At 55.7% G+C, this 12,929-nt stretch carries 13 protein-coding genes; 4 read left to right on the top strand and 9 right to left on the bottom strand.

Annotated features, from left to right (window positions below; translation table 11 throughout):
• Window positions 1-108: 108 nt before the first annotated feature.
• Window positions 109-1,584 carry a glucose-6-phosphate dehydrogenase gene (zwf, locus tag ACOTXC_RS05635; RefSeq protein WP_022648481.1) on the bottom strand — a complete coding sequence of 492 codons (1,476 nt, stop codon included), beginning with the start codon at window positions 1,582-1,584 and terminating at the stop codon, window positions 109-111.
• Between the two features lie 354 nt (window positions 1,585-1,938).
• Here zwf and ACOTXC_RS05640 point away from each other — a divergent pair, with 354 nt between their 5' ends.
• Both ACOTXC_RS05640 and pyk read left to right on the top strand, forming a co-directional pair.
• A complete protein-coding gene (locus ACOTXC_RS05640) occupies window positions 1,939-2,808 on the top strand; it encodes a MurR/RpiR family transcriptional regulator (protein ID WP_003859769.1) in 870 nt (289 codons plus the stop codon).
• A gap of 114 nt (window positions 2,809-2,922) precedes the next feature.
• On the top strand, window positions 2,923-4,365 hold the full coding sequence (gene pyk / locus ACOTXC_RS05645) for a pyruvate kinase (protein WP_003859767.1): 1,443 nt from the start codon (window positions 2,923-2,925) through the stop codon (window positions 4,363-4,365).
• Between the two features lie 43 nt (window positions 4,366-4,408).
• Here the strand turns inward: pyk and lpxM are convergent, their stop codons facing one another.
• From lpxM to znuA, 3 genes are all read right to left on the bottom strand, one after another.
• Window positions 4,409-5,380, bottom strand: a complete 972-nt coding sequence (lpxM, locus tag ACOTXC_RS05650; RefSeq protein ID WP_022648482.1) for a lauroyl-Kdo(2)-lipid IV(A) myristoyltransferase — start codon at window positions 5,378-5,380, stop codon at window positions 4,409-4,411.
• A 119-nt stretch (window positions 5,381-5,499) separates the two neighbouring features.
• Window positions 5,500-6,819, bottom strand: a complete 1,320-nt coding sequence (gene mepM, locus ACOTXC_RS05655) for a murein DD-endopeptidase MepM (protein ID WP_022648483.1) — start codon at window positions 6,817-6,819, stop codon at window positions 5,500-5,502.
• 15 nt (window positions 6,820-6,834) lie between these two features.
• Window positions 6,835-7,779: a zinc ABC transporter substrate-binding protein ZnuA gene (znuA, locus tag ACOTXC_RS05660; RefSeq protein ID WP_032622452.1), complete on the bottom strand. Its 945-nt coding sequence runs from the start codon at window positions 7,777-7,779 to the stop codon at window positions 6,835-6,837.
• A 77-nt stretch (window positions 7,780-7,856) separates the two neighbouring features.
• On the opposite strand from znuA, the gene znuC reads away from it, so the two are divergent.
• Together znuC and znuB are read left to right on the top strand one after the other, a co-directional pair.
• Window positions 7,857-8,612: a zinc ABC transporter ATP-binding protein ZnuC gene (gene znuC, locus ACOTXC_RS05665; protein WP_003859757.1), complete on the top strand. Its 756-nt coding sequence runs from the start codon at window positions 7,857-7,859 to the stop codon at window positions 8,610-8,612.
• Complete coding sequence (znuB, locus tag ACOTXC_RS05670; protein WP_022648485.1) at window positions 8,609-9,394, top strand: zinc ABC transporter permease subunit ZnuB; 786 nt, start codon at window positions 8,609-8,611, stop codon at window positions 9,392-9,394. The genes znuC and znuB overlap by 4 nt, the downstream gene beginning before the upstream one ends.
• A 52-nt stretch (window positions 9,395-9,446) precedes the next feature.
• Here the strand turns inward: znuB and ruvB are convergent, their stop codons facing one another.
• The 5 genes from ruvB to nudB form a co-directional block, all read right to left on the bottom strand.
• Complete coding sequence (gene ruvB, locus ACOTXC_RS05675; RefSeq protein WP_023300444.1) at window positions 9,447-10,457, bottom strand: Holliday junction branch migration DNA helicase RuvB; 1,011 nt, start codon at window positions 10,455-10,457, stop codon at window positions 9,447-9,449.
• Between the two features lie 8 nt (window positions 10,458-10,465).
• Window positions 10,466-11,080, bottom strand: a complete 615-nt coding sequence (gene ruvA / locus ACOTXC_RS05680) for a Holliday junction branch migration protein RuvA (RefSeq protein WP_022648487.1) — start codon at window positions 11,078-11,080, stop codon at window positions 10,466-10,468.
• 80 nt (window positions 11,081-11,160) lie between these two features.
• Entirely contained in the window at window positions 11,161-11,682 is a 522-nt protein-coding gene (gene ruvC, locus ACOTXC_RS05685) for a crossover junction endodeoxyribonuclease RuvC (protein ID WP_014884319.1), read from the bottom strand.
• A 34-nt stretch (window positions 11,683-11,716) separates the two neighbouring features.
• Window positions 11,717-12,457, bottom strand: a complete 741-nt coding sequence (locus tag ACOTXC_RS05690) for a YebC/PmpR family DNA-binding transcriptional regulator (protein WP_003859747.1) — start codon at window positions 12,455-12,457, stop codon at window positions 11,717-11,719.
• 27 nt (window positions 12,458-12,484) lie between these two features.
• On the bottom strand, window positions 12,485-12,928 hold the full coding sequence (gene nudB / locus ACOTXC_RS05695; RefSeq protein WP_023300445.1) for a dihydroneopterin triphosphate diphosphatase: 444 nt from the start codon (window positions 12,926-12,928) through the stop codon (window positions 12,485-12,487).
• Window position 12,929 lies beyond the last annotated feature (1 nt).

A 12,929-nucleotide genomic window follows, 5' to 3' on the forward strand; every position in this document is an offset into this window, starting at 1 on the left:
AAGCTCCGCGGGTGAATCCACGCGGAGCTTAAAAGATTAAAAATTATGCCACTTGCTGTGTTAGATCATGTTACCGGTAAAATAACACCTTTGGGCTAGAGATAGGGGTTATTCAAACTCGTTCCAGGAGCGGCCATCACGGGTGATCATCGCAACGGAGGCGACAGGTCCCCATGTTCCCGCCTGATACGGTTTTGGCGCGTCCTGGTCGGCTGCCCACGCTTCGGTGATTGAGTCCACCCACTTCCACGCCTCTTCCACTTCATCGCGGCGGACGAACAGCGCCTGGATACCACGCATGGTTTCCAGCAGCAGACGCTCGTAAGCATCAGCCAGATGCGTCTGGTTGAAAGTTTCAGAGTAACTCAGGTCGAGTTTGGTGGTTTGCAGGTTGTGTTTGTGATCAAGACCCGGCACTTTGTTCAGGATCTGAATATCCACACCCTCGTCCGGCTGTAAACGGATGGTCAGTTTGTTCTGCGGCAGTTCCTGCCAGGATTCTTTGAACAGGTTCAGTTCCGGATTTTTGAAGTAGACCACCACTTCGGAGCATTTTGCCGGCAGACGTTTCCCGGTACGCAGGTAGAACGGCACGCCGGCCCAGCGCCAGTCGTCGATATCCACGCGGATCGCCACAAACGTTTCGGTGTTGCTGGACTTGTTCGCGCCCTCTTCTTCCAGATAGCCAGGGACTTTTTTCCCCTGGGCAAAACCTGCGGTGTACTGGCCGCGCACGGTTTTCTCACGCACGTTGGAGCGGTCAATACGGCGCAGTGATTTCAGCACTTTCACTTTGGCGTCACGAATGCTGTCGGCCGTCAGATCTGACGGTGGAGACATGGCAATCATGCACAGAATTTGCAGCAGGTGGTTCTGGATCATGTCACGCATCTGGCCGGCCTGGTCGAAGTAGCCCCAGCGGCCTTCGATGCCCACTTCTTCCGCCACGGTAATTTCCACGTGGTCGATAGTGCGGTTGTCCCAGTTGTTCACAAATAGGGAGTTGGCAAAACGCAGCGCCAGCAGGTTCAGAACCGTCTCTTTACCCAGATAGTGGTCAATACGGTAAACCTGACACTCCTCAAAGAACTCGCCCACCTGGTCGTTGATTTCACGCGAGGTTGCCAGCGACGTACCCAGCGGCTTCTCCATCACCACGCGCGCCGGTTTGGCGTTCAGCTTCGCTTCGCCCAGACCTTTGCAGATGGCGCCGAAGGTGCTTGGCGGCATGGCGAAATAGTTAATGGTGACGCGATTTTCCTGGTCCAGCATTTCACCCAGACGGGTAAAGGCGCTTACATCGTTGACGTCCAGATTGCAGAAATCGAGACGCCCGCTCAGCTTATCCCAAAGGCTTTCATCGATTTTCTCTTTCATGAAGGTTTCGAGCGCCTCGCGCACGACTTTGGTATAAGCCTCCTTATCCCAGTCGGCGCGCCCTACCCCAAGGATTCGGGTATCGGGATGGATCTGGCCCGCTTTTTCGAGCTGATACAGGGAAGGCAGCAATTTTCGGCGTGCAAGATCGCCTTTCGCGCCGAAAATGACCAGGTCACATGCCTGGGCTGTTTGCGTTACCGCCATGTCATTCTCCTCAGTTAGATCTCCTGGTACTCTGCCAGGTATCGTTGTAATTTTATTACAATGCACTGTACTGCTTTTACGCGTTTCCTGAAACCATTAGCGCTTAACGTCACGTGCGATACGGTGATTTTTCGTCGCCGGTGCCATAATGCCCGTCTGGTGACGCAACTAATGTCGATTCTTTGCGCAACAGGGTCAGAGCAAAACCCGACGTCGATCAAGTAATGAAAAAAAACAACAACATTTCTTGTCGACGATTACCCTTTCGGGTGTCCCGGGGGTAATATCGGCTAAATCGAATCTAGGTTTCATCTCTATGAAATCGTTTATGCCCTCATGAGCGTCTTGTTAACAATGAACATGCTGGAAAAAATTCAGTTTCAACTGGAACACCTTAGCAAATCCGAGCGCAAAGTGGCTGAAGTTATTCTCGCCGCGCCCGCTCAGGCGATTCATTCAAGCATCGCCGCTCTGGCACAGGAATCGGGCGTCAGCGAACCGACGGTCAATCGATTCTGTCGTAGTCTGGACACCCGCGGCTTTCCTGATTTTAAACTGCATCTGGCACAAAGTCTGGCAAACGGTACCCCGTATGTTAATCGCAATGTAGATGAAGACGACAGTGTTGATGCTTACACCGCAAAAATATTTGAATCGGCAATGGCCACGCTCGACCATGTTCGCCAGTCTCTGGACATGAGTTCAGTGAATCGCGCGGTCGATCTTCTTACGCAGGCCAAACGGATTGCCTTCTTTGGCCTTGGCTCGTCCGCCGCCGTGGCGCATGACGCCATGAATAAGTTCTTTCGCTTTAACGTGCCGGTGATTTACTCCGATGACATTGTGCTGCAACGCATGAGCTGTATGAATTGTAGCGAAGATGATGTCGTGGTACTCATCTCCCATACGGGCCGCACCAAGAGCCAGGTGGAGCTGGCGCAACTCGCGCGTGACAACGATGCGATGGTCATCGCCCTGACGACGGCAGGTACGCCGCTGGCCCGGGAAGCAACGCTCGCCATCACCCTGGACGTACCGGAAGACACCGACATGTACATGCCGATGGTCTCCCGCCTGGCGCAGCTGACGGTCATCGACGTGCTGGCGACCGGTTTTACTTTACGCCGGGGCGCAAAATTCCGGGATAACTTGAAGCGGGTCAAGGAAGCCCTGAAAGAATCGCGTTTTGATAAAGAATTGCTTATAAAGAGCGATGTTCCCTAATAACGACGATGTACGATTTACGGCATTCGGTCCCCTCGCTACTGCCTTGCGATAGATGAAGGCCGATTCTATGTTCACGCAACACCAAAGTTGTTTCAGTCAACGGAGTATTACATGTCCAGAAGGCTTCGCAGAACCAAGATCGTCACCACCCTAGGCCCGGCCACCGACCGCGATAATAACCTCGAAAAGATTATCGCCGCGGGTGCCAACGTGGTGCGCATGAACTTCTCTCACGGTACGCCAGAAGACCATAAATTACGTGCCGACAAAGTGCGTGAAATCGCAGCTAAACTGGGCCGCCATGTTGCTATCCTCGGTGACCTGCAAGGTCCAAAAATCCGCGTATCGACCTTTAAAGAAGGCAAAGTCTTCCTCAACATCGGCGATAAATTCCTGCTGGATGCCAACCTGAGCAAAGGCGAAGGCGATAAGGAAAAAGTGGGTATCGACTACAAAGGTCTGCCTGCTGACGTTGTGCCTGGCGACATCCTGCTGCTGGACGACGGACGCGTACAGCTGAAAGTGCTGGAAGTTCAGGGTATGAAGGTGTTCACCGAAGTGACCGTCGGCGGCCCGCTCTCCAACAACAAAGGCATCAACAAACTCGGCGGTGGCCTGTCTGCCGAAGCGCTGACCGATAAAGACAAAGCGGATATCGTGACCGCAGCGCAGATCGGCGTGGATTATCTGGCCGTCTCCTTCCCCCGCTGCGGCGAAGATCTGAACTATGCTCGCCGCCTGGCGCGTGATGCAGGCTGCGATGCGAAAATCGTTGCGAAAGTGGAACGCGCTGAAGCGGTCTGCGATCAGGACGCGATGGACGACGTGATCCTGGCGTCTGACGTGGTGATGGTTGCCCGTGGTGATCTGGGCGTGGAAATTGGCGACCCTGAACTGGTCGGTATCCAGAAAGCGCTGATCCGTCGCGCGCGTCAGCTGAACCGCGCGGTGATCACCGCCACCCAGATGATGGAATCCATGATCACCAACCCAATGCCAACCCGTGCGGAAGTCATGGACGTGGCGAACGCCGTGCTGGATGGTACTGACGCGGTGATGCTGTCAGCAGAAACCGCTGCGGGTCAGTATCCGGCGGAAACCGTGGCCGCCATGGCGCGCGTCTGCCTGGGTGCGGAGAAGATCCCAAGCATTAACGTCTCCAAGCACCGCCTGGATATCCAGTTCGACAATGTGGAAGAAGCGATTGCGATGTCCGCGATGTACGCAGCCAACCACCTGAAAGGGGTCACGGCGATCATCACCATGACCGAATCTGGCCGTACCGCGCTAATGACGTCTCGCATCAGCTCCGGTCTGCCGATCTTCGCCATGTCCCGTCACGAGCGTACGCTGAACCTGACGGCGCTGTATCGCGGCGTGACGCCAGTCTACTTCGACAGCACCAATGACGGTGTGGCCGCCGCGCACGATGCTGTGAACCTGCTGCGCGACAAAGGTTATCTGGTATCCGGTGATATCGTTATCGTGACGCAGGGTGACGTGATGAGCACCATCGGCTCAACCAATACCACCCGCGTACTGACCGTAGAGTAAGCTCCTATCCCCTCTCCCCTAAGGGGAGAGGGGTGAAGGTTTCCTATTTCTTCGGGAAAAGCTCTTTACGCTTGTACGGCTCTGTTTCGCCAGGTTTACGCGTTTTGAGCAACTTCAGGATCCACGTATATTGCTCCTTATGTGGCCCCACCAGCACTTCCACCTCTTCATTCATGCGGCGTGCAATGGTGCGATCGTCCGCGGTCAGCAGATCGTCCATCGGCGGACGAACCTCAATGCTCAGGCGATGCGTTTTACCGTCATAAACCGGGAACAGCGGGATCACGCGGGCGCGGCAGACTTTCATCAGGCGACCAATCGCGGGTAGCGTAGCTTTATAGGTCGCGAAGAAATCGACAAACTCGCTGTGCTCAGGACCGTGATCCTGATCGGGCAGGTAGTAGCCCCAGTAACCCTGACGTACGGACTGAATGAAAGGCTTAATGCCATCGTTTCGGGCGTGCAGACGTCCGCCAAAGCGACGGCGCACGGTATTCCAGACGAAATCGTAGATTTTGTTTCCCTGATTATGGAACATCGCCGCCATTTTCTGGCCCTGCGATGCCATTAACATTGCCGGAATGTCGACCCCCCAACCGTGCGGCACCAGGAAAATCACTTTTTCATCATTGCGACGCATCTCGTCGATGATTTCCAGCCCTTTCCAGTCAACGCGGTCGACGATCTTTTCCGGCCCTTTCAGCGCCAGTTCCGCCATCATCGCCATGGCCTGTGGCGCGGTGGTATACATGTCATCAATGATTGCTTCACGTTCGACGTCGGTTTTATCCGGGAAGCAGTACAGAAGGTTTATTTGCGCCCGGCGGCGTGCGCTTTTACCTAAGCGCCCTGCCAGGCACCCCACTTTTCCGAGAACCGGATCGCGGAGGGAAGCAGGTAGTAACGCCATGCCAGCAAACGCGTATACGCCAAGCCAGGCGCCCCAGTTACGCGGGTGGCGAAAGGATTTTTCAAACTCGGGAATGTACTCAATATTGTTTTTTTTGGTTTCCATGCGGGTTCCAGGGTCTGGTGACGCAAAAATATATTCAGATAGTGTAGCGAGGCAGCCGTCCGCGTACAAAAGAAAAAGCCGGCGCACACTGACGCCGGCTTATTTTTGAGGGTGTTAGCTTAGTCGAAGCGCAGCTGTGGCATCACCTCTTTCACCTGCGCCAGGTAATCTTTGCGATCTTTCCCGGTCAGCCCTTCGGTGCGCGGCAGTTTCGCCGTCAGCGGGTTAACCGCCTGCTGGTTGATCCACACTTCGTAGTGCAGGTGCGGGCCCGTCGACCGGCCGGTGTTACCGGACAGCGCGATGCGATCGCCACGTTTCACCTTCTGGCCCGGTTTGACCAGCAGTTTACGCAGGTGCATGTAGCGGGTGGTGTACGTGCGACCGTGACGAATAGCAACGTAATAGCCAGCAGCACCACTGCGTTTCGCCATGACCACTTCACCATCCCCTACCGCCAGCACTGGCGTGCCCTGCGGCATGGCGAAGTCAACGCCACGGTGCGGCGCTACGCGACCCGTTACCGGGTTCAGACGACGCGGGTTAAAGTTGGAGGAGACACGGAACTGTTTCGCCGTTGGGAAACGCAGGAAGCCTTTTGCCAGGCCCGTACCGCTGCGGTCATAGAACTTACCGTCTTCCGCGCGAATGGCGTAGTAGTCTTTGCCGTCTGAACGCAGACGAACACCCACAAGCTGGCTCTGCTCGCGCTTACCGTCCAGCATTTCGCGGGACATCAGGACAGAGAACTGATCGCCTTTTTTCAGTTTGCGGAAATCCATCTGCCACTGCATGGCTTTGATCACCGAGCTGATTTCAGCGCTGGTCAGGCCAGCATCGCGGGCACTGGAAACAAAGCTGCCGCCGACGGTCCCTTTCATCACGCTGTTAACCCAGTCGCCCTGCTGCATTTCACTGGTCATTTTGAAACCGTTTGCGGTGCGATCGTAGGTGCGGGTTTCGCGACGGGACATCTCCCAGGTCAAACGTTGCAGATCGCCGTCGGGCGTTAAGGTCCAGGAAAGCTGCTGACCAATTTTCAGGTTACGCAGCTCTTTATCGGATGCGGCAAGCTGGCTAATGTTGCCCATGTCGATACCGTACTGGTTCAGGACGCTGCTCAGCGTATCGCCAGTAGAAACAACATATTCATGAATGCCGGTTTCATTCTGGATCTTGTCATCCAGCTCATCCTGGGGAATAGCTTCATCTTCCTGTGCGGCCTGATCGATAGGCTCGCTGGCCTCAGGCAGCAGAGAGCGGATCTCGCTCTTCTCCAGTTCGATGGTTTTAATAATAGGGGCAGAACTCGGGTGGTAAACATAGGGCCGCCAGACGGCGACCGCTAACGTGAGAACTGTAAGCGACCCCAGCATAACGCGGTGGGGTCGAGGCAGATTGTTAAATGCCAGGGCGACAGAGCGGGCTATCTGTTGCACGTATTCACTTCCTCGTTAATCTCCTTTCAGGCAGCTCGCATACTGATTCGCCAGTTGGCTGAGGAACTGCGAATAGCTCGCTTTGCTCAACTGGATGTTCGTACCTAGCGGGTCAAGGGTTCCCATGCGCACGGATGTTCCCCTGGCCACGGCTTCTACGACCGCTGGCCTGAACTGTGGCTCAGCAAAAACGCATGTCGCTTTTTGCTCAACCAACTGTGTTCTGATTTCATGTAAACGCTGCGCACCAGGCTGAATTTCAGGGTTGACGGTAAAATGCCCCAATGGGGTCAGACCGTAATGTTTCTCGTAATACCCGTAGGCATCATGAAAAACGAAGTACCCTTTTCCTTTAAGCGGTGCGAGCTCGTTACCTACCTGTTTATCGGTTGCGGCTAATTGAGCCTCAAAATCCTTCAGGTTGGCGTCGAGTTTGATTCGACTTTGCGGCATAAGTTCCACTAATTTGTCGTGGATTGCAACCGCTGTAAGCCGCGCTATCTCTGGGGAGAGCCAGAGATGCATGTTGTATTCACCGTGATGGTGATGGTCGTCACCTTTTTCGCCATGAGCATGGTCGTGGTCGTGTTCGTCGCCCTCGTCCTCAGCCCCTTTCATCAGCAACGGTTTCACAGCGGACAGCTCACCAATCGTCACCTGTTTCTCTGCAGGGACCTGTTTAGCGGATTTCTGCATGAACGCTTCCATCTCAGGACCAATCCAGACGACTAAGTCCGCGTTCTGTAAGCGTTTTACATCAGACGGACGCAGAGAATAATCATGCTCGGAGGCCCCGTCAGGCAGAAGAACCTCTGTGTCCGTCACACCGTCGGCGATGGCAGCGGCGATAAAGCCAAGTGGTTTAAGCGAAGCGACAACGGCAGCGTTAACATCTTGTGCTGTTGTCCCCCAAAGAGCAGCGGATAAAGCTGCGAAAAGAAGCGTATTTTTCTGTAACATAATGCGACTAATCATCGTAATGAATGCGTGGAATGTGATATTATAACATTCGATGACTTCTGCAAGCTTAAATTGACATGACGACTTTAGTTTCTCTTGAAAATGTTTCGGTCTCATTCGGCCAGCGCCGCGTCCTTTCTGACGTGTCGCTGAATCTGAAGCCCGGCAAAATACTCACGCTGCTCGGCCCTAACGGTGCAGGCAAATCGACGCTGGTGCGCGTCGTATTAGGCCTGGTAGCCCCTGACGCAGGTGTTATCGTCCGCGAGGACAAATTGCGTATCGGCTATGTGCCGCAAAAATTACATCTTGATGCCACCCTGCCCCTGACGGTGAGCCGCTTCCTGCGTCTCCGTCCCGGTACGCGTAAAGCGGATATCCTACCGGCGCTAAAACGCGTTCAGGCGGGACATCTTGTTGAGGCGCCTTTGCAAAAGCTGTCGGGCGGTGAAACCCAGCGCGTATTGCTTGCCCGCGCCCTGCTCAGCAGCCCTCAGCTGCTGGTCCTGGACGAGCCGACGCAGGGTGTCGACGTCAACGGTCAGGTTGCGCTGTACGATCTTATCGACCAGCTCCGTCGGGAGCTTAACTGCGCGGTGCTGATGGTCTCCCACGATCTGCATCTGGTAATGGCCAAAACCGACGAAGTGCTGTGCCTGAACCATCACATCTGTTGTTCCGGCACGCCGGAAGTGGTGTCAATGCATCCCGAATTTATCTCCATGTTTGGCCATCGTGGCGCCGAACAGCTGGGCATCTATCGCCATAATCACAATCACCGCCATGATTTACAGGGACGAATTGTCCTGCGTCGGGGAAATGGACACTCATGATTGAACTGTTACTGCCCGGCTGGCTGGCCGGGATTATGCTTGCCTGCGCCGCGGGTCCACTCGGCTCGTTTGTCGTCTGGCGCAGAATGTCCTATTTCGGCGATACGCTGGCCCATGCGTCATTGCTGGGTGTCGCGTTTGGTTTGTTGCTGGACGTAAACCCGTTTTATGCGGTGATTGTCGTCACGCTGCTGCTGGCCGCCGGTCTGGTCTGGCTGGAAAAACGCCCTCACCTGGCCATTGATACCCTGCTCGGCATTATGGCGCACAGCGCCTTGTCGCTGGGCCTGGTGGTGGTGAGCCTGATGTCAAACATCCGCGTGGACCTGATGGCTTATCTGTTCGGCGATCTGCTGGCCGTCACGCCCGAAGATCTGATTTCCATTGCCATTGGCGTGGTGGTGGTACTCGGGATCCTGCTGTGGCAGTGGCGGAATTTACTGGCAATGACCGTCAGCCCCGATCTGGCCTTTGTCGACGGCGTGAAGCTTCAGCGCGTGAAGCTGCTCTTGATGCTGGTGACGGCGTTAACCATCGGGGTGGCGATGAAATTTGTTGGCGCGCTGATCATCACGTCGCTGTTGATAATCCCTGCCGCCACGGCGCGTCGTTTTGCGCGTACGCCGGAGCAAATGGCCGGTATCGCGGTGATTATCGGAATGATCGCGGTGACGGGCGGATTAACCTTCTCGGCGTTTTATGACACGCCAGCAGGGCCGTCGGTGGTATTGTGCGCGGCGGTGTTGTTTATTTTCAGTATGATGAAAAAGACCGCGCAGTAGTCAGCATGTCCCCGGTGGCGCTTCGCTTACCGGGGCTACCATTAATCGCTACTTACGGCATCGCGGGCGGCGTAATGCCGAAATGATTCCACGCCCGCACCGTCGCCATACGACCACGCGGGGTACGCTGCAAGAAGCCCTGCTGGATTAGATACGGCTCCAGCACGTCCTCGATAGTCTCACGCTCTTCGCCAATTGCCGCCGCCAGGTTATCCAACCCCACCGGCCCGCCAAAGAACTTATCCAGCACCGCCAGCAGCAGCTTACGGTCCATATAGTCAAAGCCTTCGGCATCAACGTTCAGCATATCCAGCGCCTGCGCAGCAATGTCAGCCGAAATGGTGCCATCGTGCTTCACCTCGGCAAAATCACGCACGCGACGCAGCAGGCGGTTGGCGATACGCGGCGTACCGCGGGAACGTTTCGCCACTTCAAACGCTCCCTCTTCGCTCATATCCAGCCCCATGTAGCGCGCGCTGCGACCCACAATATGCTGAAGATCGGGCACCTGATAAAACTCCAGACGCTGCACGATACCAAAACGGTCACGTAGCGGTGAGGTCAGCGAGCCGGCTCGCGTCGTGGCACCAATCAGAGTAAACGGTGGCAGATCGATTTTGATCGAGCGCGCGGCCGGGCCTTCGCCGATCATGATATCCAGCTGGTAATCCTCCATAGCCGGATAGAGCACTTCCTCCACCACCGGGGACAGGCGGTGGATTTCATCGATAAACAGCACGTCATGCGGTTCGAGGTTGGTCAGCATCGCCGCCAGGTCCCCTGCTTTCTCCAGCACCGGGCCGGAGGTGGTACGCAGGTTAACGCCCATTTCGTTGGCGACGATATTCGCCAGAGTGGTTTTACCTAACCCCGGCGGACCAAAAATCAACAGGTGATCGAGCGCATCGCCGCGCAGCTTTGCCGCCTGGATGAAAATCTCCATCTGAGAACGAACCTGCGGCTGGCCGATGTACTCATCCAGCAGTTTGGGACGGATCGCGCGATCCACCACGTCATCTGGCTGAATGCTGCCTGCCGATACCAGGCGGTCTGCTTCAATCATCCTTTACCTCACAATGCAGCGCGCAGCGCTTCACGAATCAGAGTTTCACTGCTGGCATCCGGTTTGGCAACTTTACTCACCATACGGCTGGCCTCCTGAGGTTTATAGCCCAGCGCCACCAGCGCGGCAACCGCTTCCTGCTCGGCATCATCATCCGTCGCTGGCCCGCCCGGTGAAGTCAGCACCAGATCGGCCGCCGGAGTGAACAGATCGCCATGCAGACCTTTAAAGCGGTCCTTCATCTCGACAATCAGGCGCTCGGCGGTTTTCTTGCCGATGCCCGGAAGTTTAATTAACGCAGCCGGATCTTCGCGCTCAACGGCATTCACAAACTGTGGCGCTGACATACCGGACAGAATCGCCAGCGCCAACTTGGGCCCGACGCCGTTGGTTTTGATTAATTCGCGGAACAGGGTGCGTTCCTGTTTGTTATTGAATCCGTACAGCAGCTGAGCGTCTTCACGCACCACAAACTGGGTAAAGACAACCGCCTCTTTGCCCGCCTCCGGCAACTCGTAGAAGCAGGTCATCGGCATATGGACTTCATAGCCCACGCCACCCACTTCCAGCAGCACTAACGGGGGTTGTTTTTCAATGATGATGCCTCTGAGTCTGCCTATCACGTGACGCTCCTGCGTTCTGGATGAAATTAACTGCCGACATAATAAAAAAAGGCTGGATAAACATCCAGCCTGATTTGTCATTATCGTAATCTGCCTCGCGCCAGATTGAGCCGCGACTCACTCATTTGCATCGCGTTCTGGCTGACGTGGCAGTGGGTAATCGCAATGGCCAGCGCATCGGCGGCGTCGGCCTGCGGGTTCGCCGGGAGCTTCAGCAGGGTACGCACCATGTGCTGCACCTGGCTTTTCTCCGCGCTACCTATGCCCACCACCGTCTGCTTAACCTGACGGGCCGCGTATTCAAACACTGGCAGGTCCTGGTTCACGGCGGCAACTATCGCCACGCCGCGCGCCTGCCCGAGCTTTAACGCCGAGTCAGCGTTCTTCGCCATAAAGACCTGCTCGATGGCGAAAAAGTCCGGCTGAAACTGGGTGATGATCTCCGACACGCCCGCATAAATGAGCTTCAGGCGCGACGGCAGATCGTCCACTTTGGTACGAATACAGCCGCTGCCGAGGTAGGTTAGCTGGCGTCCCACCTGACGGATAACGCCATACCCGGTGACGCGTGAGCCGGGGTCAATCCCGAGGATAATCGACATCACGCGTCTCCCGTAAACGGTTTACAGGCTCTCATCAGAGAGTCGCTGCAACCTCATCAGAGATTTCACCGTTGTGATACACTTCCTGCACGTCGTCGCAGTCTTCGAGCATGTCGATCAGACGCAGCAGTTTCGGTGCGGTTTCTGCATCCATGTCCGCTTTTGTGGAAGGGATCATGGACACTTCAGCGTTATCCGCTTTCAGACCTGCCGCTTCCAGCGCATCGCGCACGGCACCCATCTCTTCCCATGCGGTGTAGACATCGATAGCGCCGTCGTCGTAGGTCACTACGTCTTCCGCACCGGCTTCCAGCGCCGCTTCCATGATCGCATCTTCGTCGCCTTTCTCGAAGGAGATGACGCCTTTTTTGCTGAACAGGTAAGCAACGGAACCGTCAGTGCCCAGGTTACCACCGGTTTTGGTGAACGCGTGGCGCACTTCCGCAACGGTACGGTTACGGTTGTCGGACAGGCACTCTACCATCACCGCCGTACCGCCAGGACCGTAACCTTCATAAATGATGGTTTCCATGTTCGCGTCTTCATCACCGCCCACGCCACGTGCGATTGCACGGTTCAGGGTGTCTCGCGTCATGTTGTTGGACAGGGCTTTATCCACCGCCGCGCGCAGACGTGGGTTAGAGGCCGGATCGCCGCCACCCAGACGCGCCGCTGTAACCAGCTCACGAATGATTTTGGTAAAGATTTTACCGCGTTTGGCATCCTGTGCCGCTTTACGGTGTTTGGTGTTGGCCCACTTACTATGACCTGCCATAAAAAGTTCTCCAAAAATCGCGCCTTCTCAGGCAGCGTTAATTACAAATTCTTCTATCGCCTGCCGGTTGCTCCATGACTTGGTCAGTGCGGCGGCATCCGCCGCATCCACCCAGCGGTAGGTCAGGTGTTCCGTGAACACGATCTCCCGCTCATGGGGAAGCGCAAGGCAGAACCACGATTCCGTATTGCGCTCAATTCCCGGTGCATAGCGATGACGTAAATGGCTAAAAATTTCAAACTCCACCGTGCGCTGACAGTCCTTCAGGGTCAGTTGCTCGCGAGCAACGTCAATGGCGACCTCTTCCTTTACTTCACGCGCGGCGGCCTGCGGCGCGGACTCTCCCTCTTCCAGACTGCCGGTAACCGACTGCCAGAAATCAGGATCGTCGCGCCGCTGCAACATCAGCACCCGCTTCGAGTCTTCTGCATAAATGACCACCAGAACCGAAACGGGACGCTTATATGCCATA

Source organism: Enterobacter cloacae complex sp. IR5428 (assembly GCF_049238585.1).
Taxonomy (GTDB): Bacteria; Pseudomonadota; Gammaproteobacteria; order Enterobacterales; family Enterobacteriaceae; genus Enterobacter; species Enterobacter intestinihominis.